Origin of the sequence: Planktothrix sp. PCC 11201, assembly GCF_900009135.1 — a bacterium.
Classification (GTDB): domain Bacteria; phylum Cyanobacteriota; class Cyanobacteriia; order Cyanobacteriales; family Microcoleaceae; genus Planktothrix.
The window spans coordinates 597,028-623,644 of the sequence record NZ_LT797688.1 but is presented as its reverse complement, the minus strand read 5'-3'; the positions used below and the strand labels follow the sequence as shown (position 1 = coordinate 623,644).

Annotated in this window: 17 protein-coding genes; 7 read left to right on the top strand and 10 right to left on the bottom strand. The window is 38.1% G+C overall.

The annotated features are described in order from the left end of the window. Positions 1-202 precede the first annotated feature (202 nt). Both crtD and PL11201_RS03485 read right to left on the bottom strand, forming a co-directional pair. Positions 203-1,723 carry a C-3',4' desaturase CrtD gene (gene crtD, locus PL11201_RS03490; protein WP_079677207.1) on the bottom strand — a complete coding sequence of 507 codons (1,521 nt, stop codon included), beginning with the start codon at positions 1,721-1,723 and terminating at the stop codon, positions 203-205. Between the two features lie 137 nt (positions 1,724-1,860). After that, positions 1,861-2,640, bottom strand: coding sequence for an amino acid ABC transporter ATP-binding protein (locus tag PL11201_RS03485; RefSeq protein WP_079677206.1), 780 nt, complete (start codon positions 2,638-2,640; stop codon positions 1,861-1,863). Between the two features lie 223 nt (positions 2,641-2,863). Between PL11201_RS03485 and PL11201_RS03480 the strand changes: the two genes are divergently transcribed. Continuing rightward, positions 2,864-7,306 carry a nitric oxide synthase oxygenase gene (locus tag PL11201_RS03480; RefSeq protein WP_079677205.1) on the top strand — a complete coding sequence of 1,481 codons (4,443 nt, stop codon included), beginning with the start codon at positions 2,864-2,866 and terminating at the stop codon, positions 7,304-7,306. 89 nt (positions 7,307-7,395) lie between these two features. Here the strand turns inward: PL11201_RS03480 and PL11201_RS03475 are convergent, their stop codons facing one another. From PL11201_RS03475 to PL11201_RS03465, 3 genes are all read right to left on the bottom strand, one after another. Beyond that, the gene (locus PL11201_RS03475) at positions 7,396-8,613 is read right to left on the bottom strand and encodes an amino acid ABC transporter permease (RefSeq protein ID WP_079677204.1); all 1,218 of its coding nucleotides are present in this window, start codon (positions 8,611-8,613) and stop codon (positions 7,396-7,398) included. Between the two features lie 74 nt (positions 8,614-8,687). Continuing rightward, positions 8,688-9,719: a dual-specificity RNA methyltransferase RlmN gene (gene rlmN, locus PL11201_RS03470; protein WP_079677203.1), complete on the bottom strand. Its 1,032-nt coding sequence runs from the start codon at positions 9,717-9,719 to the stop codon at positions 8,688-8,690. Between the two features lie 52 nt (positions 9,720-9,771). Beyond that, on the bottom strand, positions 9,772-10,374 hold the full coding sequence (locus PL11201_RS03465) for a Uma2 family endonuclease (protein ID WP_079677202.1): 603 nt from the start codon (positions 10,372-10,374) through the stop codon (positions 9,772-9,774). A 50-nt stretch (positions 10,375-10,424) separates the two neighbouring features. Between PL11201_RS03465 and PL11201_RS03460 the strand changes: the two genes are divergently transcribed. The 5 genes from PL11201_RS03460 to PL11201_RS03440 all read left to right on the top strand — a co-directional run bounded on the left by PL11201_RS03460 (position 10,425) and on the right by PL11201_RS03440 (position 20,004). Further along, entirely contained in the window at positions 10,425-13,550 is a 3,126-nt protein-coding gene (locus tag PL11201_RS03460) for a hypothetical protein (RefSeq protein WP_079677201.1), read from the top strand. A gap of 28 nt (positions 13,551-13,578) precedes the next feature. Next, positions 13,579-17,253, top strand: coding sequence for a helicase-related protein (locus PL11201_RS03455; protein WP_079677200.1), 3,675 nt, complete (start codon positions 13,579-13,581; stop codon positions 17,251-17,253). Positions 17,254-17,359: 106 nt separating this feature from the next. Next, a complete protein-coding gene (locus tag PL11201_RS03450; protein ID WP_079677199.1) occupies positions 17,360-18,523 on the top strand; it encodes an AAA family ATPase in 1,164 nt (387 codons plus the stop codon). A 2-nt stretch (positions 18,524-18,525) separates the two neighbouring features. Beyond that, on the top strand, positions 18,526-19,197 hold the full coding sequence (locus tag PL11201_RS03445; protein WP_079677198.1) for a phage tail protein: 672 nt from the start codon (positions 18,526-18,528) through the stop codon (positions 19,195-19,197). A 39-nt stretch (positions 19,198-19,236) separates the two neighbouring features. Beyond that, a complete protein-coding gene (locus tag PL11201_RS03440) occupies positions 19,237-20,004 on the top strand; it encodes a sulfite exporter TauE/SafE family protein (RefSeq protein ID WP_079677197.1) in 768 nt (255 codons plus the stop codon). A gap of 3 nt (positions 20,005-20,007) precedes the next feature. Here PL11201_RS03440 and PL11201_RS03435 read toward each other — a convergent pair whose 3' ends face one another. Further along, on the bottom strand, positions 20,008-20,403 hold the full coding sequence (locus tag PL11201_RS03435) for a hypothetical protein (RefSeq protein ID WP_079677196.1): 396 nt from the start codon (positions 20,401-20,403) through the stop codon (positions 20,008-20,010). 146 nt (positions 20,404-20,549) lie between these two features. Between PL11201_RS03435 and hslO the strand changes: the two genes are divergently transcribed. Continuing rightward, entirely contained in the window at positions 20,550-21,482 is a 933-nt protein-coding gene (gene hslO / locus PL11201_RS03430; protein ID WP_079677195.1) for an Hsp33 family molecular chaperone HslO, read from the top strand. A 168-nt stretch (positions 21,483-21,650) separates the two neighbouring features. Here the strand turns inward: hslO and PL11201_RS03425 are convergent, their stop codons facing one another. The 4 genes from PL11201_RS03425 to PL11201_RS03410 all read right to left on the bottom strand — a co-directional run bounded on the left by PL11201_RS03425 (position 21,651) and on the right by PL11201_RS03410 (position 26,554). Next, positions 21,651-22,634, bottom strand: a complete 984-nt coding sequence (locus PL11201_RS03425; RefSeq protein ID WP_079677396.1) for a GNAT family N-acetyltransferase — start codon at positions 22,632-22,634, stop codon at positions 21,651-21,653. Between the two features lie 669 nt (positions 22,635-23,303). Further along, positions 23,304-24,431 (bottom strand): esterase-like activity of phytase family protein, encoded by a 1,128-nt coding sequence (locus PL11201_RS03420; protein WP_079677194.1) that lies wholly within the window; start codon positions 24,429-24,431, stop codon positions 23,304-23,306. Positions 24,432-24,481: 50 nt separating this feature from the next. Then, positions 24,482-24,955: a YidH family protein gene (locus PL11201_RS03415; RefSeq protein WP_079677193.1), complete on the bottom strand. Its 474-nt coding sequence runs from the start codon at positions 24,953-24,955 to the stop codon at positions 24,482-24,484. Between the two features lie 48 nt (positions 24,956-25,003). Further along, on the bottom strand, positions 25,004-26,554 hold the full coding sequence (locus tag PL11201_RS03410) for a TM0106 family RecB-like putative nuclease (RefSeq protein WP_079677192.1): 1,551 nt from the start codon (positions 26,552-26,554) through the stop codon (positions 25,004-25,006). Between the last annotated feature and the right edge of the window lie 63 nt (positions 26,555-26,617).

Genomic DNA, 26,617 nt, shown 5'->3' with positions numbered 1-26,617 from the left:
GTTGTCTTTTTAATTATCCCTAAATGGCAGTGCTACCGGCGATCATCGGTGCAGTTATCTATGCGTATCGTTTTCAAATCTATTGGTTGATAGATACTAGCCTGACTAATTTTAATTGTAACCGCTTTAGACAGTTTTGGCTAGACCGAGATTTAAAGAGATTAGAGATCGGTTCAAGTTCCTAAAAATCGGAAACTTATTACTAATAATTAATCGCATCAATTTGACGAACAACGGTTAAAGCCGAATAGGAAACTCCGGCTGTTCCTTCTCCGGGATGGGTGGAATCTCCTACTAACCAAAGATTTTTGATCGGGGTACGATTCCCTAAGCCAAAGGGCCCAAAGGTGGAAACCCGTTGACCGACTCCGCCAACAACTCCTTGATCCCGGGCGGTATAGCGTTCAAAGGTGCAAGGTGTGGCGGCTTCCTGATGCAGAATGGTTTCTGGGGTTAGGTGAAAGTAAGACCCTAAACGGGCGATCGCCGTGTTCATATAGTGTTGTTTTAAACCCTGATAGTCCTGAGAATCCCACCATTGTTGGGTTTCAGTGAAACTCGAAGCAATGATCGTGGCTTGTCCGGCGGGGGCTCGTCCATCTCCGGGGTGACTGACGGAGACAAAGAGAGAATTATTTTCACCAATCGGCCCTTGATCATAGAGGAACTGTAGATGGGGTGGACATTCGGGCGGTAGGGCGACCGCTTGCACTCCTAAATAGATCACAAATGCTCCTGATGCCGGGGGAAGTTGCTCAATTCGTCGTTGATAAAGAGGTAATGAAATGGAAAATCGCCGATGATTTTTGCTGTTTTTATCTAACAATTTAATTAGGTTTTGTGGGGTAATATTAGCAACAATATGATCGGCGGTTTCATGAACAATTTCCCCAGTTTTTTGATTCCTAATTTTCACGGCGATCGCTTGCTCCGGTTCTGTTTCAATGGCTTCAACGGTATGCCGCATTAACAGTTTACCCCCATCTTGTTCTAGGGCTTGGACTAAGCGATCGCTCAATACCTGCATACTTCCTTGCAGATGAGATAATCCTTGCGGCTCCTGAGAGACCCCCAAAGCCGTTGCCGCGTACAACAAAGCCGTTTCTTCAGTGTCTACCTGGGAATATAACTTTAGTTGCAGATCTAAAAAGGTTTTCAGACGCCGATCGCCGTCTAAATTATACAACCGTAGGGCATCAGCCACCGTCATCAGGGTAAAAGGCAGGGTGATCAAGGTATCGGGGCGAACCGCTTGGATCAATTGCCACAAATCCCATAAATTCCCAGGAGGGAGCACCGGATCACGGGATTGAAACCGCCAACTGGCTTGAAATAGGGTAGTCATTAATTGCCAAAAGGGTTCACTCCCGGGAAATTGTCGCTGTCTTTCCTGTTGCCATTTGGCGAGATCTCGCCACACCTGAATCGGTTCAGTTTCACCAGGTAAAAAAACGGCACAAGCGGGATCACAGGGAGTCGCGGGTGGTAATTCAATCCCCAATTCCGTGAAAATACGGTGATGAATCCCACCCGGTTCGAGTCCCGCTACCTGAGTCGCCCCGACATCAAAGGTAAACCCCCGACGTTGAAAGGTAGAAGCACATCCCCCCGGGACAATTCCTTGGTCTAGGATTAAAACCGAATATCCCCGATGGGCTAATAACGCCCCGGCCGTTAATCCCCCAATTCCAGCCCCAATCACAACCACTCGTTCTGTGTTCACCTTGGCTGATCCTAGTTACTTAAGATATTTTAATATCTTAAAATATCTGATGGCGATTAAGGTTTTATAACTTTGAGGATGTCAATTAGAATATTATGATTGTGGAGACACAAAATTTCCTGTCTCCACAGCAGCAGTTAAAGAATTTGAGACAGAAACTTTTGAGTTCTTTCTTCTTGAGGATTGGTAAAAAATTCTTCCGGGGTGGCTTCTTCGACTAATATTCCATCGGCCATTAACACAATTCTATCGGCAACTTCCCGCGCAAATCCGACTTCATGGGTAACACAAACCATTGTCATTCCCGACTCGGCTAAAGTTCGCATCACGTCTAAAACTTCGCGTACCATTTCCGGGTCTAGGGCAGAAGTGGGTTCATCAAATAACATAATTTTAGGCTGCATGGCTAAAGCTCTAGCGATCGCTACCCGTTGTTGTTGACCCCCGGATAATTGACCCGGATATTTTTTTGCCTGTTCTAAAATCCCGACTCTTTCTAATAATTGTAAGGCCACTTCTTCGGCTTTCGCCTTCGGCCAACGTCGTACCCAAATTGGAGCTAAAGTGATATTTTGTAAAATACTTAAATGGGGGAATAAATTAAACTGTTGAAACACCATTCCCACTTCTTTGCGAATTTCTTCAATATTTTTTAAATCATGGGATAAATTAATTCCATCGATGACAATACTGCCCTGTTGAAATTCTTCTAAGGCATTAAATGTCCGAATAAATGTCGATTTTCCTGAACCCGAAGGCCCCATAATCACCACAACTTCCCCGCGTTTTACTGAAAGGCTAACCCCTCTGAGAACGTGGAAATTATTGCCATACCATTTATGCACATCGGTGGCAATAATTGCAATATCTTCAGTTGGTGATTCAATTGGGTAGGGATTAGGTTGTATTTGTGTCATGGCTTAAAATTGGGGTTAATATTCAACAGTGGATTCCTTGCTCTATATACTATTGTATGGTGTTTATCCCTAGGCACAATTCGGATAGTTTTTTGCTTAACCTTACCCTCCTGAAAATATTAGGGTTAGAGAGAATTCCCCAAAAGTCCCCAAAATCAGTAAAATTAAAGCTGTGTTTCACAACTGACCCACTTCCATCACCCTTTTATCAACTCTGTCTAAGATGCAAGATCCTCAAACCCTCCACAACCAGAAAATTATCCATCTCACTGAAGTTTCTGCAACGGACTTGCCCATTGGCAACCGCTACAAGTATAAGTGCCGAGTGCAGGTCATTTCTAATGAGGGGGAGACTGGACTGCAAAAAGATCTATTGGCTCGAATGCAGCCCAACTGGTTAGTGGATTTGAAGAATCAGGGAGACTGCACCATTGCCATTACCCTATGTTATCGGGAAGGAGACATGACCCATCCCTGGCAAGATGCGGGAACCGTGACATTTGGGACGGAAAATTGTTTCAATGGCGATCGCAATGCGGAACTGGAATTTCCCATCACCACCTGGGAACAAGCTCCCCAACTCAAGCTGAAACTCCGCTTAACCCAAAGCAGCAGTGAGGGTAGTAGCAACACGGTGACATTAATTAGTAAACAGAGTAGTTTGGGTCGGCGTGGGAAGGTGGAAAAAGTTGAAGTTGAGCTTCCTCAAGCCACATCCCTAACGCCACAGGATGAAGTCATTATTAAAGATGTCTGGAATAAGTTGCGGGCCTGGAAAGAGTTACAAATGGAAAAATTCCTCAAGCGCCTGTTGTTAGAAGAACCAGAACTTGAGTATTTGTTTGGGGAAGCGATCGATAGTATTAGCGACTTTTTCTATGAGTTGTTTGATTGTGCCATTCATCAACTTCAACCCGAAACCCAAGTGATTGTCGGTGAACCCCTGATGGGTGTTCCCCCAGAAGGCGAACATGGGTTTAAAACCGTTGCCGAATATGGGAATTTGTTTGCCGATGCGGGACTGCGCCCGGAACATTGGATCAAAGCCCGTCAGGTGTGGATGTGGATGTTGCCGTCCATTCCCTATTTAGAAGAATATGATCGGGAAGATTTAATACAAGGAGAGAATTCTGCTCTCTACAAATTTTTTAATACTTATATTATTCTGCCTATGGTGGAAACCCTCCATCAGTATGAAGCCGCATTACCCCCGGAATTGTTACAGGAAATGGCAGCCTGCTGGGAGATCTTTAGCCAGAACAAACAACAAATGGGGATGGAATTTTATCAAATTCTGTTTGAGAAATATCCCTTTGTCTTGCCTATTTTTGGACGGGCAGATATGGATTATTTATCCTTACATTTATTCCAAGCCCTAGAATTTTTGGTACGTTGTCTGAGAACGGGTAGCAGTGATGAGATGTTGCAAGAACTCCGGTTTTTAGGACAGGTTCACAGCTTTGCCGACGTACCGACCTGTGCTTATCCGGCGATGTCAGAAACCCTATTTGTTCTGTTTGAAAGATACTTGCCCAACTTTACCCCCGAATTGCGTCAAGGGTGGCAGATCTTGCTGGATCGGATCATCAACGTGGTGAAGATGCCCATGCTCAATCAAGAACGGGTACTGAAAAAAGCCAAACAGTTTCTCAATTTGATTTCCTCTGAACAGGCTTGGGAAGCAGAGGATCAGGAACGTCGCTGGAAAGAAATTCAGGAGGAAGTCAAAGCCACGGGAACCTATACCCATACCTATGAAGAAGTCGCCTATGGGACTCAGGTGGCTTGGCGTAATGCTTCTAAATGTGTGGGGCGAATTGCTTGGAATAATATGGTGGTGCGCGATCGCCGTCATATCAGTGACCCCGATGAAATGTTCCGCGAACTTCAGGAACACGCCCAATTTGCAGCCAATGGGGGCAACCTACAAATCACCATGACGGTATTTCGCCCCCGACAGCCGAAGGAACGCTGGGGGCCGAGGATCTGGAATTCTCAACTGTTCCGTTATGCCGCCTATCGGCAGCCTGATGGCAGTATTTTAGGCGATCCGGCGAATCTGGATCTCACCACTGCCATTATTAACTTTGGCTGGGAACCTCCCCAACCCCGCAGCGCTTACGATATTCTGCCCTTGGTGATTGAGCTTCCGGGTCAAACTCCCAAGATGTATCACTGGAAACCGGAGGAAGTGCTAGAAGTGGAGATTGAACATCCCACCGTCCCCGAGTTCAAAGCCATTGGGATGCGTTGGTATGCGATTCCCGCCATTAGTAACTTCTCCGTTCACATCGGCGGAATTCATTATGGCTGTATGCCCTTCAATGGCTGGTATATGGATACTGAGATTATGCGGGATTTCCTCGATGAGTACCGCTACAACAAAATTGAGGAAATTGCCCAAGTCCTGAAACTCGATACCAGTTCGGAACAAACGTTGTGGCGGGATCGGGCAGCTTTAGAACTGAATACGGCGATCCTCTATTCCTTCCAAAAAGCCAAGGTAACCATGGTAGATCACCAAACTGCCTCCCGCCAATTCCTCACCCATGACCTCCGGGAAAAGAAAGCCGGACGGGAATGTCCTGGGGATTGGGGTTGGGTGGTTCCAGCGGCGGGGGGGAGTGCCTGTCCGGTGTGGCATCACCAAATGCGAGATTTTTACCTGGAGCCCGCCTATCATCACGCAGCTGACCGTTGGGGAGTCGAAGATGGATTGGATTTGGAAAAACTCACGGTCGTTGCCGATGAGCAGGGCGATAAACAGGATCGAATTTTGATTCTATATGCCTCGGAAACCGGAACGGCGGAAGGTTTTGCCCGCAAAGCCGCCCGTCAACTCAGTCGTTACCGTCCGCAGGTGATGGCACTGAATGAATATAACACCGATACTCTGGCATCGGAAAAGCTGTTATTGGTTGTGACTTCGACCTTTGGCAATGGGGAAATGCCCAGCAACGGGAAGCGATTTCTCCAATGGTTACAACAACAGCCCCGGACTTCCCTCAACGGTCTGAGTTATTCGGTTTTGGGGATTGGCAGTACGGTGTATGAACAGTTCTGTGCCGCTGGGGTTTCCGTCGATAAAGCCTTGGCAAAAGCCGGGGCAAACTGTATTGTACCGATACATAAAGCCGATGAAATTAAAGGACAGGCTGATACCTTTAAGCAGTGGTTAGGTTTAGTATCCCGGGTCATGGGCGAGGATACCACTTCTGGTAGTACCGCCACCGATACCCCTAAACTCACCGTGACGTTTCTGGCTGAAGCCCTACTCTCCCCCACTACCGGGGAACGGGGTATGGCGGTTCCCCTGGTTGCCAATCAAGAACTTCTGCAAGAAGTGGTTCCTGGGAGTCGTTCCACCCGCTTGATTGTTTTTGACTTGACCGATACGGATCTGCAATATGAAACGGGGGATCACGTTGCGGTGTATCCGGCTAATCCCCCGGAGTTGGTGCAGCGATTGTGCGATCGCCTCAATCTCAATGCGGACAGTTACTTTACGGCTGAATATAGGACGGCTAGTGGGGAGGCGTTAGAGGATCAAACCCCCGTTACCGTTCCTAATACGGTTAATCAAGTCCTGTCTGAAGATCTGGATCTGGCATTGCCGGAACCCTTGAGCGAGTTACTGGCCTATCTCTATTCTGTGGTGCAGAACCCCCAGGAAAAATATCGCCTGGAAACCTGGTTAGAAATTTTACGCCAGGGGGATGAAAACCCGGATAGCATCGCCCTCAAGAAAAACCTTATGGATAATTTGATGAGCGTGGTGGATTTGCTGGACGAATTTCCTTCGGCCGCGATTGAACTAGCTCCCCTGCTGGAACTGTTACCCAAGCAAAAACCCCGGCTTTATTCTATTTCCTCCTGTCCCCTCCTCCATCCCCGACGGATTCAAATTACTGTGGGTGTGCTACAAGTGACAACTGATGCGGGGAAAGTGCGTCAAGGACTGTGTTCTAATTATCTGGCCGGACTGCAACCGGGTTCCTCGGTGAGAATCGAAGTTCTAACCTCTACTTTCCGCCCGCCGACGGACTCCCATGCTCCGATTTTAATGGTGGGGCCAGGAACGGGGGTGTCTCCTCTGATTGCTTTCCTGCAACATCGGGAAGCGTTGCAAAACCAAGGAATCAGCTTGGGTGAAGCACACCTTTATTTTGGCTGTCGGAATCCTAGTGATTTTATTTATCAGGAACAGTTGCAAGTGTGGCGCGATCGCAACGTTCTTACGGGGTTAGAGGTGGCGTTCTCGCGGTTAGGAGAACAAAAGCAATATGTACAGAACCTGATGGAACAGCAGCCCGAAAAAATCTGGCAAATTCTCAGCCATCCCCAGTGTCATTATTATGTTTGTGGCGATGCGAAGATGGCGGATGATGTGTTTGCGGTGATGATGGCGATCGCGAAACAGCAAGGAAAACTCACCCATACAGAAAGTGTTTTATTCTTTGACCGGATGAAGCAAGAAAAACGCTTCTTTACCGATGTTTGGGGGGTGCAGTTGAACTTTAAGGAAACCATTGGTCAAGTCCAAAAAGACAATTATTCTAAAGCCGAACGCTGGCTAAATCGGATTAAGGATTCTGTGGATGCTGACAATCCAGAGTCGAACCCCACAGAAGCACCTCACGGGGTGACAACCCCGTTAAAAGGTTGATAAAATCAAGGAGATAGCCCTCAAACCTCCCTTATTTCGGGGGGTTTGTTGCGTCTTTCTTCTTACCGCCGACCTACACAGTTTTGAATTTATTTATGTTCCGTATTCAATTGTTGTTCTAATTTTTGACTGGCTATCGACATTCCATAACAAAATATCCAATACAGAATCCCAACGAAAATATAAACTTCTAAATGTCGTCCTAAAAACTTAGGGTTGGCTAAAATGGATCGACTCATTCCTAATAATTCCATTAATCCCACAATGGAGAGTAAAGTTGTATCTTGGAATAGGCTAATAAACTGACCAACAATCGAAGGAATTGCAACTTTTAAGGCTTGGGGTAAAATAATTAAACTCACCGTTAAGGGGGTATTTAATCCCAAGGCTTTGGCGGCTTCGGTTTGACCTCTGGGAATCCCCTGTAACCCCCCTCGGATGTTTTCGGCTAAATAGGCGGAACTAAACATAGTTAATCCAATAATAGCGCGTAAAATGCGATCGGGTCGCGCTCCTTCAGGAAGGAATAAAGGCAGTAAAATTTGCCCCATAAATAGAATTGTAATTAAGGGTAATCCTCGAATTATTTCAATATAAACCGTGGATAAAATTCTGATTACGGGTAAACTACTTTGTCGTCCTAATGCTAATAATATTCCGATGGGAAAAGACAATAAAATACTGATAATTGACATCAACAATGTCAACATCAGTCCTCCCCATAGGTTGGTTTCGACTACTTTTAATCCCAGTCCACCGCCAATAAACCAAACACAAATTAAGAGTAATAAAAACCAAGAAAAGGGCAACCACTTTCCCAGTTTTGGTTGAGTATTTCCGATAGTTTTACCCCCCCAAGCCCACGCCACCAATAATAATAGCATCACAATTAATAGCAGACGAAAAACTATCGGAGTGGGAGTAATAACCGCCAAAACTCCTGTTAATCCAATCCCAATTAAGATATTATTACTAAATAAAATCCTGCTATTTCTAGCTAAAAATCCCCAGGTTATACCAGATAAAATAGCAATTATCCCTAACATTATCCATAATCGCCAATATTGATCGACGGGAAAACGTCCCACAAAATAGAGGGGAAAGTTAGCGGGTATTACACTCCATTTAGCAGTAGTAAAAGCCCAAGAGATAAACCCTGTTAACATTGATAATAACAGGGAACTAATTCCAATTGTAATTAGGGTATTATACCAAGTATTAAATAGATTGGTTTGTAACCATTCTTTTGTAGTTAAGGCTATGGTTTCAGGAGGTTGATGGCTTGGGGGAGATTCTACGGAATTCATTGTCTATTAGATATTGTATTTTGGATTTTTATTATAGCGGTATAGAGATACAAATATACCGCTTATGGAAAAATCTAAGCCTGAGAAGCTCGTAATTGTCCACAGGCTGCATCCGCTTCTAACCCCCGGGAATATCTCACACTCACGGCAATTTTACGATCTTTTAAGATATCCATAAATTCATTAATTCCTTGGGTATTGGGTCGTTTATAATCAACTTCTTGAATCGGATTATAGGGAATTAAATTAACATGACTTTGAAATCCTCTTAACTGACTGGCTAATTCTATGGCGTGTTCGGGTAAATCATTTAATCCCGCTAAAAGGATATATTCAAAACTAATTCTTCTTCCGGTTAATTTAACATATTCTCGACATTCTGCAAATAATTGGGATAGGGGATAAGCTTTGGCACTGGGAATTAATTCTTCTCTAATATTTTGATAGGAAGCGTGTAAACTTACCGCTAAAGTCACTTGTAAATCATATTCTGCAAATTCCCGAATTTTTCCCCGTAAACCAACAGTAGAAACAGTGATCATTCGTTGTCCGATTCCCACATCTTGATTCAGGGATTTAATCGCAGCAATCACGTTTTCTGTATTTAATAAAGGTTCTCCCATTCCCATAAATACTATATTACTAACTCGTCGTTGAAAATCCTCTTGAACTGTTAACACTTGGTCTATAATTTCATGGGGTTCTAAATTGCGAGTAAAGCCGCCTTTTCCCGTCGCACAAAAATCACACCCCATCGGACAACCTACCTGGGAAGAAACACAAACCGTTAAGCGTTTTTCGCTAGGGATTCCCACGGCTTCAATAATTTGACCATCGGCTAACTTTAATAAATATTTAATGGTTTGATCAGGAGCGATCGCCTTATAATGAATCGTGGAGCGACCCATATTCACATCCCCCATAGTCTCGCGCCATTGTTTCGGAAATACCGTAATTTCCCCTATAGATTTTGCACCTTTGTGATAAATCCAATCATATAATTGTTTTCCTCGATAAGCGGGTTGTCCCTGCTGTTGTACCCAGTCGGTGAGTTGTTCCAAAGATAACCCGAGTAGGGGAGTTGATGCGGAATTGAAAGTAATCATAGCAGTTAATAATAACCAGTATAGGAAAATTTAGACGGAAATAGATCAGATATTATATCTGATATTTTAATATTTGTTCGGCTGTTAGTTCCAGATTAGGAAAAGTTTTTGATTGAATTTGAACCCCTCCAGTAAACTCCAATTCATCATACCATTCATCAACTAATGTCAGAATTGTGACTTTATTGTCTAAAGGATCAACTATCCAATATTCAGAAATTTCTAAAACACTATATTCTGCTTTTTTGGCGCGGTAATCCGTTCGTTTAGTAGACTCACTCACCACTTCAACAATTAATAAAGGTACGGGTTGATTCAGTGTAATCACCGCTTCTTTATTTTGTAATTCTCGCCATTGTTCTAGTGGTAAAATCACAACATCAGGAATTCTAACTGTATCCCATCTTCCCCCACGGGGAGATTGAATGCCCAAAACACTCTGAATAGCAGTCCAATTTAAACCCATACGCTCGATTTCTGCATCAAAAGTGCGCTCTAAAAATTTGATAATTGCACCGTGTTTTCCTGTTCCTAAACTCATGGGAATTAGTTCTCCGTTAACCAGTTCATAGCAGGTATCTGTACCATCGTTGTAATTGAGATATTCAGCTAGGTTTAGGGGTTTTGTTGTTAATTCAGACTTTACAGTTACCATAAAAGATTGTAGTATGGATATGACTTATACAATTATGACATATTTTGACAATGACTGATCAACATATTCTGCAAGAAACCTTTGATTCTCTGCCTAAATTAGATTATATTCCCCTATTAGATACTATTCTAAAAGAAATTAAAACAACAAATACCCCAATTTTTCAACTTGCTCCCGACGATCAAAATCGTCTCCTCATTCGTGCTTATGATTTTGCTTATAAAATAGCAACTGAAAATAAAACCCTCAATCCCTTAACTCAAACTAACGGTATTCGCGCCGCCACCGTTAATTTTGAAGATGCTGCTAAATTCTGTGATAAAATTAGACAAATTCAACAGTTATTAAAAGAAAAATTAAATCTAGCTTGTCAACCCGAATCTCCTGAAAATATCCTAGCTAAAATTTGTAGTGATCTAGGAGAATTTAATCAGGAAAAAGATGATCTTCCTTTTAACTATGATTTTAATAAACAATCCCCATTTAACTCCAAACGCCTAATCCTGGAAAATAGTTTTACCCCCCATCGTAGCAATGGAAGTGATGCGATTATTAAAGCACATCATTTTAATATTCGGTTTACAGGATTGGCAGATTTTCAAGACAATTTATGCGCATATATTCGACATCATATTGAAACTATTACCGATGAAGATTCACCAGAAAGACGGGATCTCAATGAGTTATTCAATGAACTATTAGCTCGACCCGACTCCAGTTTAAATAACCTCAGAAGCATTATCGATCAAGAAGCGTTACCTCGTCTTTTACGCGATCTAAAAATTGACTATTTAGAGTATCTCAAAAAAGGATGGCAAAAAACTCATCCTAACGTAAATTCCCCCGACTTAACGCTGTTACAAACCTTAATTAATCGCTTAAAAATAGTGATTGAATATGTCAATGATCCGAATTTAGATAACGCCCATTATGACATTACTTATTTAGGAGAAACCGTTAACCTCAGAACTGCATTTTCTCAATCCGATGCGTTTGATAGTTTACCCATTATTCCTGATTATCAAGGAGTAATGGGTGAAAGTTATAATCGCAATAGTAATAATTTTAAAGAATTTAATTTAGGAATACGTTTAAAGCTGAATGGTTCCGTTAGTGCTTATAATGAAAAATCTTCCTTAGATTATCATATCGCAGAAATTGACCCCACCAGTCCCAGACATCGAGAATATTTACAAAATTCTAACAAAGCAAAAAGTTTTAAAACTAGAGTTTTAAAAACCGTTTGTTTGTATTATCTAATTTTTGCGATTGATGAAACAGGAAACACACCCGATGAGGAATATAACCCCATTCTTCAATTTGAACAGGAAGTTTTAAAAGGTTTTCAGTCCCATCAAACGAACCCAGAAGCAATTACTCAACTCTTATCAACCATCAAAAATAAAATCGCTAATTCTGGTTGGGAAGTTAATCAAAAAGTCAATCGTTTAAAATCATTTTTGCAAAATTTTCTAATGCAAAAAACGGTTTTAAACTGTGAACAAAAGACAGTTAAATTACGTTTATACAAAGATATTCTTCACGAAAAACCCATTAATATTATTAATAGTCAAAACTTTTTTAAAATCAACCTAGAAGATGATGATACCAGTCGTTCACGCTCATCTGGGAGGGAAGCATTAGCTTATTTAAAAGTCGAAGAAAATCAACTGAGTCAAGACTCTTTAGCATCTTTAGAAGTAACTTTTACCTTTGATGATGTGCGTTATTTTACCGTAGAGGAAGAACAGAAATTTGCTCTCAGGTATAATATTGATGGAATTAAAGCACTACCTGTGGTGTTTTATCCAATCAGAAAATTAAATGCTGAAGAAATAAAAAAACCAGGCGAAAAATTCAAACCTCTTTCTCTCTATGATAAACATTTTAAAGAGAAAAAGCTAATAGCGATTTATTATAATATTACCGACCTGAGAGAAACTATATTTAAAGATAATCAATCTCCTGAAGCTAGAATTTATCGCCAAGTCTTTAGTTTATTAACCTATTTGTGTATTAGCGTTTGTCAAAATCCCCTCAAAGACCAAAATTTGTTTATTCCTATCTTGCGATTTCATGTCCAAAGTACCGTTGATGATAGCGAAGATGAGAAATACTTAAGGACTTTAACTCGATCTTTAGCACATATTTTAAGACGAGATTGTTTAGCAAATGATCAAGGGTTAAATACAGAAAATAAAGGAATTGAATACCGCACTAGAAATGCTTTATCTTCTCTCTATTGTTTACTTCCCAAACGGTTTAAATTTAATAGTGATTTTAAACCGCAATTAGATAAATTAGCGATTATTGTTGTTTCCAGTTGGGTGAGTGATGCGGTTTGGAATGAACCGGATAAAAACCAACGGATTTCTAATATTTATGGTGAGATTGTTTTAATTGAAAGAGATCCTGATAAATCCGACGTCATTCAGATCAATAACTTTAAAACCTTTTCTAGTAATGAAAAGCATGAACAACTGTATCAAAAACCAACGGTAATTCGAGATGAAATCACTAAATTATATGAAGAAAAAGGATATCGACATTTCTTATATGTTGCGAAAGCACCCTATAGTAGACGTTTGGGATTAATTCGCTCAGAATCTGACCCAGACTCCCTATTTTTTATGTCGGAAACGGTGATTAAATACCTCAAAGATGAAAAACCCGATCTCAAACTTTATCCGGTTTTTATGGACACCTATCCTGCTTTGAATTTAAACACTAAAAATCAAGAATCTTTCTATATTCCCGATGTAGAAGAATTGAAAAAACTCTCTAATGATCCCAGTCAAAGGACTAAAGTATTTTTAAATTTGTTTACGGGAGTTACAGTTGATAAAAAGCGAACTATTTTTAATAGTGTAGTTTGTTATAGTACCCTGTTAAATATCTATGATGATGAACATACAAGAGATGTGATTTCAGGATTATTAGACGATTCTTCTCCTCTCCAAAAAACAATTTTAAACTATATTATTTTGTTTCATTTTTCCCGTTATGAAAAAAGCTATAATAACAATACTAATATTGTTTTAAAGTTAAATCCTTATAGTAAACTCATCGGAGATGAAGGACTGGGAACACTTTCCAGCTTTACTTACTCTCCCAAAAATATTAATTTTAATACTTTAGCATTTTTAACTATGGTTAGAAGTGCGATCTATGATTGATAAATAATTAAGAATTGAGGAATAATTAATGATCTCTCAACTCGGAATACAATTAGGTAGAATCTTTGAAATTGGGTTTAATTTAGGAATTTTAACTTATTTTAAACAAAGACAATTTAAACAATCCTATCAGGATATTTATGTTGCTCCCCTAAGTCAGATTTATCTCTATAAAATTAGTGAAAAACTAGCCAATGAAAATCATTATTTTGATCGGTCAGATCGCCAAACGATTTTGACTTGGGTAAAATTATTTTTACAAAAAGGTTGGACTTCCGGGGTAACTTTTATTCGAGAATATAGGGAAGCAACGGGATGGAAAGATGATCGAGAAATTGAGATTCTCTATTTTCAATGCGATTTTTATAATGATAACTGTTTTAATCTGATCGAAAAAAATGAAAATACTGCTTATCGAGAGGTTTTAGAAACTCAAGGGTTTAATAATGTTGATATTATTCACTATAAAGACACGGGAGAGTTTTTAAAAGCAGATACATTATTATTGACTCGCTATCGTGATCAATATCGAATTTTAGTGGTGGATTTATCAACTTTTACTACTTCTGCGGTCTATTCAATTCAGGATATTAAAAATATTGATACCCTAAAAAAATTATTAAAACAAGAGTTAAATTATATTCGCTCAAAATCTCAATTTTGTGGGTTAGAAATTGATACGGGAGAGACGAATAATTATCAGGTTTTTTCTCAAAAATTAGAACAATATTTTTCTGCTTTTTCGACTAAAGATAAAGAAGCAGTAAAAGTTATTCAAGCTGGTAGTTATGCTTGGAGTTTTTATGATTTTTTGTTAAAAAATTGCTATTTAAAGTCTAGTGATAGCGTAAAATTTAACTGTTTTGGATATAGCGATCGCCTGATCAATGGAATTTCTCTGAATTCTGAATCATCTTTAAAAATATTAAAAACCTGTTATGAAATCTATCGCCATAAAGTCAAAATTAACATTTCAGAAAATCGTAAACGGGTTTTGAATGTGATCAAAAGTAATGCGTCAAAAAGTTTTAAAAATGGGAGTGAATTGGTAAACTCAATTATTGAAGCAAAACCGAATCAAATTACATCAATTACTCATCAAGAAGTCTTAAAAGTAAGAGAATCAGACTTTTTTAATACTGCTGATAATATTCCTGAAACCTTACAGCGATCGCTCCATTTAACCCAAAATAATCTATCTCTAAGAGATGCTCATGCTGAGTTAATTCAGCGATCGCTCTCTGATCCCCAAATTCCCTATTTATTCCTAACCGGAAACCCAGGAATTGGTAAAACCACAGCTATTGCTAACTACATTTTACACCATTTAGAAACCGGAACACTATTATTTTATGTCAGTCCCCGGATTCAAGTCAATCGGGATATTATCGAAAAATTTTGCGATCCTGTTACCCATCAATTAAACAATAATATTATTTGTTTAAATACTAATGCGATGATTTTAAATGATCAAAAAGGAGGTTGTGCGGTTGAATCTTATTATCATCGATTTTCCGAAGATGTACAAATCGGAAAAGTTAAGTTTTTAAATGCTAGTTTAGAGCGCGATTATCAGTTGAAATCTTCCCAACGATTTGGGCGAAATTCCGAAGAAGTTTTAGAAGTAAAACCGCGAAATCAAGCGGGAGTTTTAGCGAGTTTATCGGAAGCAATTCATACTTGTTTAATTCATCCTGATCAATTTCCTAATAATATTATTGCGACCGCATCAATTCAAGCGTTAAAAGAAACCCGATCAGGAAATACCTTAAAACATTTAAAACGAATTTTTAGCAGTGTTTATAATTCTTCTACCCGTCGTGTCATTCCTGAAAAAGTTAAACTGCTATCGCAACGGTTGAGAAATATTTTTATTATGATTGATGAAATTACCGGATCACCGGAAGGGGTTGCTTTTTTACATGGAATTAAAACTTTTATCGAAGAATATGACTTATTAAATCCTGATTATGGGTTTAATATTAAAGTGATTACTGCGGATGCTTCTTTAACCTTAAAGGATGTGGTTGAAAGTCATTTATCCGATCAAAATGTCCAAGCAGATAAAATTTTTGTTCGACAGGTTTCCCCAACCCAGCAACAGTGTTTATGGGTGGATCAGTTTAAATTTTTAAATCAATATCCAGCAACTTTAATTAATGCAAATTCCTATCCCGCTTCTCAATTAACAATAGATTATCAGGTTTTGATTCACTCAGTCAGTGACCAAGAAAATAATGAGGATGATCTAACGTTAATTAATCAAATGATCGATATTATTAAAAGCGATATTTTGCAAAGGTTAAATCAAAATCAAGGTCAAATTATTGTTTATATTCAAAATAAGGATAAACTCAAAAAACTGATTGATCTAATTGCGAAGCAACTCCCTAACTTTGAAGCAGAAAAAGATTATTTAGAAATTCATGCGAGTCTTTCTGAGAAGGAAATCGCCAATATTCAACAATTCAAGGATAGCGTTAATGTGATTTTTATGACTGCTTCCGCATCGCGCGGTTTATCCTTCCCGAATACCCGATATATTTTAGTAGAAATTCCCGGGTTTCAAATCGAACAAAATTTAATGGAAATTATTCAAGTTATCTACAGAGGTCGCGGGGGAAGTTTAGACCAAGGGGAAAAATTCATTAAGTTTTATCTATCGGATAAAGCAATCTATTTTACCCCTAAAGTTGATCAAGATAATCACCCTTTATCTCCAGCAGAATCTCAGGAATTAGCCAAAATTTATTTACAAGAATCCTGTTTAAGTGCGTTGAATATTCTGATTATTTTAAAAGCATCAATTATGACTAGAATTGTGGGATCGGGTCAAATTGGATTTCAAAGTTATGTGATGATTCCGATTGGGGGAAAGTCGATTAAACAAGGAGGAGATAGTTTTTTGGGGTCAATGGTAACTCTATATCAGGAAGTACAAAAAGAGTCTAAAAAGCATCGTCAAGATCAACACTTAAAAGAGATTTCTCAACGATTATTAAATTTATTATCCGCTCAAAAAATAGAAATTTATCGTCCTCCTGTCACCTCTAAAACTCAACAGGAAGTATCTTATTTATCTTTGGGATGGGAAATTTTATCTAAATTGGAAAAAAGTTTAGATCAATTTTTGGATCTCCCCCCTTTAGAAAAAACCTATGTGCGAGGAAGTTTATTGATTATTCCGTTATCGGAAAAAACGGTTAGGGAAATTAATTATATTGATTTATCTCGGATTTTTGCTTTAGAAAATAGCGATTTTTTTAAACAACTGTGGGGTTTAGCAAAGGGAAATTATCCCAAACAAATTAAGACACTGGTTGCTTCTGCTTTGGAATTAGTCTATACTTTAGTCGAGGTTAAAGAGCGATCGCAACAAGTCATACAAACTTCTAAAAGTTGCGATCGCTATTATGCTTTTCCCATTCAAACTTTTTTAACCTTTTCTGAATTAGAGGAGTATTTTTTAAGCGATCGCAAATTGTTACCTCCATCCTTTCAAGATATTCTAAGACGCTTAGTTTATGCTCTCGCTTCTGCGGATAATATTCTACCTGTCGATGGTAATTATAGAAATCTTCCCTATGTGGTTTTTAATACTAACTCGATGGATAAACTGGGTAAAAATTTATTTAATGAAAATCAACTGTTTCACTCTAAGGAAATGAATATTTTAAACTTAATTTTGTCTCAAAGTGATTAACAATTCCAAAGACTTATGATATAATGATTAAAAACTTGACTTTCTCTAAAGAATGCTAAAAATTAATTTTTCACAAACCTTTTAAATCCGAAACCAGAAGATAACCATGATTCAAGAGATTACCATTAAAAACTTTAAATCCATTGATCAATTGAAACTTAAACTGGGAAGGGTAACGGTTTTGATTGGTGAAAATGGTTGTGGAAAAACGAATATTTTGGAAGCGATCGCGTTAAGTTCAGCCGCAGCAAGTGATAAACTTGATCATGAGTTTTTAGCATCCAGAGGAATTAGAATAACGGAACCTCAATTCATGCGATCCGCTTTTAATTCTGATGATCTTAACAAAGAAATTGAAACATCTTTCCAGTTTCAAAACGATAAGATTATTACCTATAATTTACAACATGATGGGGAACCCTACTCTAGTTGGATTAGTAAGATTTCGGAAATTTCAGAGGAAATCTCTGAATATAAGATGATGAGCAGGTTATTTTATGAATCTCTTGAAAATGACGGTATTTCCCCACCAAATCTATCAAAATCAGATTATGTTAAACAAAATGTAAAAAGTTTTATCATGCGAAATCCTGATAATTCAACTTTAAAAAACTTTTTGATTTTTTCTCCAGAGAATTCAAGTTTACGAATTTTTAAAGAAGAAGGTCAAATTCAACCTTTGGGAATTCATGGAGAAGGATTATTAAAACTATTAACGGTTTTAAATGCAGAAAAAAATCAAGAAAAAATTCAAGAGATAAAAGAAAAAATGCAGCTTATAGATTGGTTGAAGGATTTCAGGATTTCTGATGAATTATCCCTGAATCAAAAAAGCATTGAAATTGCTGATCGATATCTTCTTTCACGAAAACAAAAATACTTTGATCAAAATAGTTCTAATGAAGGATTCTTATTTTTACTATTCTATTTTTGTCTGTTTATCAGTGATAACACCCCTAAATTTTTTGCAGTCGATAATATTGATGTTACCCTAAATCCCAGATTGGGACGTCGGTTAGTTCAAGAATTAGTACAGTTAGCAAAAAAATATGATCGACAGGTTATTTTTACCACTCATAATCCTGCTATTTTAGATGGATTAGATTTGGAGGATGATCAACAAAGACTTTTTGTAATTTACCGTAATCGCTTAGGTTATACTAAAGCAGAAAGGATTTTACCCCCAAAACCACCGGAGGGAGAGGAACCTGTGAGATTATCAGAAGCATTTTTACGCGGTTATATTGGGGGACTACCTAAAAATTTTTAGTTATGATTACTTTTGGATTAATTACTGAAGGACTTACAGATCAGATTGTGATTGAAAATATTTTAAGTGGATATTTTAACACAAATGATTTAATTGTTAATCCTCTCCAACCCGAAAGAGATAAGGATAATGAGGATAAATCAGACTATGGAGGTTGGACACTGGTTTTTAAATATTTTCAGACCCAAGATTTTAAACAATCTTTTCAATTTAATGACTATCTGATTATTCACATTGATACTGACGTTTCAGAAGATATTAATTATGGGATTTCTCATCAAGACAAAAATGGTGAATTGAGTCCGGAAAAATTAATAGAAAAAGTTAAAGAAAAATTCAAGATTTTAATCGGGGAAGATTTTTATAGTAAATATTATGATAGAATTATTTTTGCGATCGCTGTACATTCTATTGAATGCTGGTTACTTCCTCTTTACTATACAGATAATCGGAAGCAAAAAATAAAAAACTGTTTAGATACGTTAAATAAAGCTCTTATTAAAACTAAAAATAATTTTACAATTGATGCTAAAAAACCTGAATATTATAGAATCGTTTCTGATCCTTACAGTAAACATAAAACCTTGATAAAATATTATCGCAATAATCCAAGTTTAAAAATTTTTATCCAAGAAATTGAATCCCGAAATATTGTGATACAGTCCGATGATTGATCATTGAAATTCCAATTATGATCCAATAATTTTGATCAGATGGAAAACTTACTGACACCCATTTTTTTACTAACTCTAGTTTTAGTTTTTTTCTTGACCGGAATTATTAGTGTGGTCACGGGTTGTACGTCTTTAATTACCGTCCCGGTGATGCTACAAATGGGGATAGAAGCGGATATGGCGATCGCCACTAATATGTTAGCATTAACTTTTCTAAGTTTAGGGGGAACAATTCCTTTTATTCGGGAAAAAAAAATTAATCCTCAGCGTTTACCAAGTTTAATTATTTTAACAATATTAGGTTCAATTTTAGGTGCTTTTTTAGTTTTTACAATTTCTAAAAATACCCTATCTTTATTAATTTCTTTATTTATGGTTGCGATCGCAATTTTTGTATTTTTAAATCCCCAAACCGGAGTGAAACCCAACCCAACCCCTCCCTCAAAGTTAGCAAAAACTTTAGGATATCTAGTCACCTTTTTATTAGGAATTTATGGGGGATTTTTTAGTGGTGGTTATGTGACCCTACTAACGGCAAGTTATGTGATGCTATTTAATCAAACCTTTATTGAAGCTGTCGCGGTCACTAAAGTCATAAATCTGTTTTCCTCCTTAGTTGCTACTCTAATTTTTATCTCCTATGGACTAGTTAATTATAAATTAGGAATGTTGCTAAGTTTAGCAATGTTTTTGGGAGGAATATTAGGGGCAAAAATTGCCCTTAATACCAGTAATATTTGGATCAAGCGATTATTTATGTTGGCGGTCTTAGGATTAGGGATTAAAACCTTTTTATCGGTTTTATAAAACCTAAGTTTGCGGGATATTTTTCTTAACTAGGAACTCGCGTAACTGGATTAAACTGATGGTTTGACCCAAATTCAAAGGTAATATAGAAATTCCTTCTAAACGAGATTGTACCCAACCTTCCCCCCAATACCACTCATGGAAACCATCAATTCCTTGACTTAATAACAGTCTTAAACAATTCGGTTGACTGACATCCACATAATGTTGAATTTTTACCGGGCCAAGGGAACTGGTAAAGGTTAATCCCGATTGAAGTTGTTCAGGAATTCCCGGGTTAAACTGTTGAGGCCATAACCATTTTTGCAACTGAATCGGACGCAATAAACTATCTCGAATATCAGCTTCCTTGGCGTTTACTTCAATACGGATACTACTTTGTTGAAACGTACCGAGCATAATAATTCTACTTTAATAACTGTTAGTTTTTTGATTATAACATTTTTTGATTATATCAAATCAAAATCAATTTTGACTGACCCCTAACACCTGATCCCAGAAAAAATTAAAATGGGAGCAGGTACAAATTGTGAAAAATTGTAAAAATGGCAGATCAACTGATTCGGGCAACGGCGGCAGAGGGCGGAATTCGGGCTGTAGGAGTGATTACCACCCGTCTGACGGAAGAAGCCAGACAACGACACAAACTCTCCTATGTGGCAACCGCAGCCCTAGGACGCACAATGGCCGCCGGGTTGCTCTTAGCATCGAGTATGAAACGGGCTACATCCCGAGTTAATATCCGCATCAAGGGCGATGGGCCATTGGATGGAGTCTTAGTGGATGCCGGGTTAAATGGCACTGTCCGAGGTTATGTGGGCAACCCCGAGGTGGAATTACCGCCGAATTCCCTGGGCAAATTGGATGTCGGTGGGGCCGTCGGCCAGAATGGTTATGTGCGGGTGGTGCGAGATGTGGGTTATGGCTATCCCTATACCAGCACAGTTGAATTAGTTTCCGGTGAAATTGGTGATGATATTACCCACTATTTGGCTAATTCTGAACAGACACCTTCGGCTTTAATTTTAGGGGTATTTGTGGATAAACAAGGGGTACAAGCGGCGGGGGGTTTATTATTACAAATCTTACCAAAAGCAGCAACGGATGAAGAATTAATTGCTAAGTTAGAATCCCGGGTGGCGAGTTTATCTGGGTTTACTCCTTTATTGAGAGCGCGTCAAACCCTACCGGATATTTTACAGGAATTACTAGGAGATATAGGATTAGTAATTTTGCCCGAATCTCAATTAGTTCGCTTTGACTGTAGTTGTTCTTTTGAACGGGTATTAGGGGCTCTAAAAATGTTCGGGACGGAAGAACTTCAAGATATGATTGAAAAAGATAACGGTGCGGAAGCTAAATGTGAATTTTGCGGAGAAATGTATCAAGCCAATTCCGATCATCTCCACCAACTGATTGAAGATTTACGCATAAAACCAGAACCGGAAGAAGTGAGAAAAAATTCAATTTTATTTTAAAGGAATATTAATGGTTGACAATTAATACTTCCCATATTTTCCCCTAAAATATTTAATGAAATTGAGAGAATTTTAGGAGAAAATCTAATATGAAATCTGTCAATGTTTTCTACACATTCCCCGGTAGAGACGTTGTATGCAACGTCTCTACCTTATTTTATACCTGATTTAAGCCGTGACTTGTTGGGGGAAAAGTTGGCTGATATTTTGACGGGATAAGGGTTTGACCCAGGATAACCAAGTGGCTACTGGTCGGAAACCAACGGATTCATAGAGCTTAGTGGCTCCGGTCAAACTATCGGCATCTACGCTCAGTTTTGCGGTAGTTGCTCCGGCTTTTTGCAGTTGGGATAAACCAGCAAAGAGCATGGCTTTTCCTAGACCTAATTTCCGAAATCCTCGTCGAGTTCCTAACCATTGAATCCAACCGATTTGATCAGAGTTTAATTGAGCCTTACAGAAGGCTGCAAAGGTTCCATTAGGAGCAACGGCGACTAAATCTAATTCAGGTTGATATTCAGGTTGATTCTGCCAATATTTGGCTTGTTCTAGGGTGAGTTCATGATGATCCCAATGATCAATAAAGGATTCATTAAATAAATCGACCCAAGCAGAAATATCTTGTTTTCCTTGGCAATGAGATAATCTAAAATCCGAGGGAAATGGGGGAATGGAAAGGGGAGATTCTAAGGATTTCGCCATGGTAATAAATTGACGATCTACTTTGAATCCTTGTTTTTTTAGGAGTTGATTTTGTTGGTTTTGGTTTTCTAAAGTATAGGTTCGTAGTTGTACGGGTTGTCGTTTTTGTTGTCCGATTTCTCGCAAGCGAGTTTCACACCAGCGCAACATTTCTTTTCCTAAATTGCTAGAGCGGATACTCGGATGAATATATAGACCAAAATATCCATCAATTACCAGTTTAGAGGCTAAGGGTTCAATCCCAATTAACCCTAAAAGTTGATTCTCCGTATCTGTCCACAGACGAATATCTTTTTGAGGATTAACATTAGGAGAAGATAGTCCTAATTTTAATTCTGCTAAACTTTCATCTTCGCTAAGATGATCAACGGTTTGACAGGCTTTAAATAAATGAGCGATCGCAGACCAATCTTTTTGACCTTCGTAGGATTTAATCATTAAGGTATTCATAATAAACTTTTCCGAATATTCGGAGGGTTTTAACTTAATCTTGAACTGAAAAATTTGTACCAAAAACTGGAGGTTGTTGTAGGAATACAACCTTTGATTCTTCTCCATTAATATTAATAACGGAGAGTTTTAAACCTAACCAAAGCGTCGCCGGAAATATCTCAAGACTGAGGTTTCCCGACTTCAATTGATATAGTTCTAGGGTTAAAAATTAATGCTGATGATAAAACTCTGCCCTGTGTGGGGACACAGTAATAGTCAGGTTTTATCGAGTTAGACACTCATAAAAATGGGTTAATAAATTAATTAAATTTTGTTCTTTTAATCGACTTTATGCACAGGTTAAATGGATATTGCCAGTTCGACCACTGGCCCTTGGAAAGTCACCAAACCCGATACAAAAGTCCTTATAATCCGACGAAAAAGGTGTTGTCCTGCTAGGTAAAGAAGAATTTCACCCCCAATGAGGTTTGGTTTTTGATCCCCTCTCAAACCCGACAAGCGCGGGCTGGACTACTCCATTTAAGAGCGAGAGACTGAGTACCGACGTTTCTCCCTTAAGCATAGCCGATCACCCCAATCGGTTGTCAAGTCTCCCAGGTTAAACTTTGGTTATGCTCTTGTAGTCAGGTGTTCACGCCTCAAAGCTTGTAGTGAGGCGTTTACGCCTCAAAGCCCTGAAGGGCTTACTACGTTGGGATTAATTCTTAATGCGATAATTTGGGTAGTTTGTAAACTCATAAAGTTATTATCACTAATTAGAATGAGCGATCGCCCGCCGTCGGGTAAGGGAGAACCCCAAGTTAATCCTTCTATATTATCGATCAAAATATTTAAACGGTTTAAATTGAGTAATAACGTTTTTTCTGCGGGTACAATTTCTGAATTTGCTTGTTTTATACTCGGCAAATCTTGAATATTATCCGCTTGCTCTAAATTGACCAAAAACAACTTAATCGTATATCCTAAACCCAAGGAAAAAGACCGCTCTAAACTGATTAAATGCTGATCGTCAATTGCCAATAAATCAACTAAACCCTGTCTATTATACTGTTCTGCAATAAAAGAAGAATTGGCTAAGGGATCGGTAATATATAAAAACTCTTGATCCGGTTGATTAGTTTGCAAATTATATCGCAAAATTCGAGAGGGTGTTCCCCGATCTAAATTCGCTATTTCTCCATCCTGAATTAAGGCATTTTCACTCGCTGTAAATAAATAGTTTTGATCGGGCGTTAGAGTTAAACTTTCTAAGGATAAATTAGAACGGAGTCCTTGATTTTTATTTCCATTCTCATTCATAAATTTTTCAGGAATAGGTAAAGAACGTAATAGTTTACCCTCCAAAGAAAACTCCTTAATAAAAGCTGGAATATTTTGATAAAGATTCCCTTCCGAAACAATAAAAATACCATTTCCAGAAAAAGCAATTCCTTCAGGATCAAGACTATCTTTAGTAAAGGGTTCTCCGGTTTCTGTTAATAACAAAGTCACACCAATTACAGTTACCCCTGTTTCCGTAAGAGAACCGGAACTTAAATCAATCTTTAGGGTATAAAATCGAGCTTTATTGATATTACTAGGGTCATCGGATATAACATAATAAACCTGTTGTTCGGGGTTATAGGTGATTCCTGATAAACCACCGACTTCTGTATTATTATAGATCAATCCCGTGGATAAATCCCCTTGACCCATAAAATCAATTATTGTGGAAATCGCCACACTTGAGGTACTAAAAATCAAGAAAAAGGTTAGGGTTAAAATTATGAATAAAATAGATAATAAAATTCGCATGAAATTCACCTATGCTTTTATTTTTGCGAGATCATCTAAGGGATAGGAAATTAATATCGAAGCCCAATTAAAATATTGGCAATAAAAGGTAAAGATCGATTACTTTGTAATTCCAAAGAATTAGGAACATTTTTTTGAGGTAAATCTCGACGGAAAAATAACGGTAAACTCATCAATCCTAGGATAATAACAATGGCTGTCATCATCCAAATTAACAAACGGTTGGGTTGATAATTTCCCTGTTCAATTTGCCAAAAAACTTGATTATAATTCCAAGCTGCAATTACAATAATAATCATTCCGGTAATCACTAGAATAATCCCAATATTATCGGAGTTAAAAATATGATTATTATAAAAACTTTTTTCTGAAAAAGAGGATTTTAATTGATGTAAAAACAAACTAAATTGAGTGATAGCAAACCCCAAAGCAATTAAAGAAATAGAGGTTCTTAACCAGGCTAAAAATGTCCGTTCATTGGCTTGATGTCCTCGTTGACGATCGGTTTTTTGTTCTTGAGTCATAGATTTAATCTTCCTTTAAAGCTCTATAATTTTCATGATTAATCTATATTACATTGAATCATTAAGAAACTCTGTTAACCATTTTTTAACATGAAATGTAGCGCGACAGTCATCTTCATTATATTGAACAATAGCATCTAATAATTTGCGATCGCCTGTTTTTAACCATTGTTCATACCAACAAACAGATTGAGCCCCATTTGCTTTCGGATCACGCCATTCAAATCCTAACCATTTCGCCACGGGTTTCAGAGCGTAACTTTCCACCGGAAGGGTGACGGTTTCTGTCATTTTGGCATGAAGATCAATAAATCGGTTTAACACGGGTTTCCACCAATAATCTGGGGTATTATAAACCATTGCCAATCGTTTAATGGTTTTAGGTTCATAGTCACAAAAATGGAAAATAGGAGCGATGGGATACATCCAAACTAATTCTAAAAACTGTTTCCAAATCAATTCCTCTTGGTTCTGATTTTCTGCTAAAAACGGATAAAATTTTTGTTGATTTGAACGGTTATCTACCACTAAAATTCCATGGAGATAATCCAAGTTTAATTCGGGTTGAGCTTCAATATCAAAATAAATTTCAACGGGAAATTTTTTTAATTTTGTTTGAGAGTTATCATTAAAAATATCAATCCATTCGCTAGAATTAAAATGTTGTTCAAAACTGATAAATTCTTCCCGACGTTTAATCGCTTTATTCTCTGAATTTGATTCTGCTTGTTTGATAATTTGTAAGGCAATTCCTTCGGCAAATTCGGGATACACTTCTAATTGTTCCTGGGTAGCCTTTGCTAAGGTTTCAACGGTGGTTAAATTAAGTTCTTGTAACCGTAAATAACGGGTTGGAGTCACCCCCGGAATCAAAGAAATATGATTTTGCGATCGCGCCACCTCCAAACAATAACTATGCCATTGACATAAATTACATTTTTGTCTCGCAATAAAGACCTCCGGTTCCTGACCCGATAAAACCATGTTTAAATAATTATTTAAAACCTTCTCCATCTGCGGCAGACGTTGCTCTAAATTAACCGCATAGGGTGCTTTTCCTCGTAAAATCAACCAACCTGTTTCCGGCTGTATTCCTTGAATATCTGTTAATAAATAAGCATGAAACGCCGATATCACTTGATAATCGAGTTTAGGACGTTTACCTAACTTAATATCCTGGGAAACATAAATCCAATCTCCAAATTTAGAAATTCCCGGCTGTTTAACCAATAATTCAGGAGAACTCAATAATCGGATCTGAATCATCTCATCAGATTCTATGGATGACCCATCTACAATAAAATCAGAAGCATTAATTACCTCTGACTTCAGCAAAACCCCTTGGTAGATTCGCTCCACTCCTTGCTGCATTAATTCTATCGTTTGTTTTGCCCCCAACTCCCAATTTCTAAAAAAAGAATTTAGTTTAGAATAGGGATAATTTGATAAAATACTTTGCTGATAGGCAAAACTATCCTGGATTAGTTTGAGTAAAAAATCACTCGGCGGATCTTGTTGAGAAATATCGCCATAACGGTCTAAAAATGCCCGCCTCTGACAGCGTTGATAAAGTAACAGTTGTTTATCGGTGATTAACATGATGATTTGAGTGTCAATAATAAATTCAGATATCCCCTTCAGATTAAACTTAAAAGTGTTCCT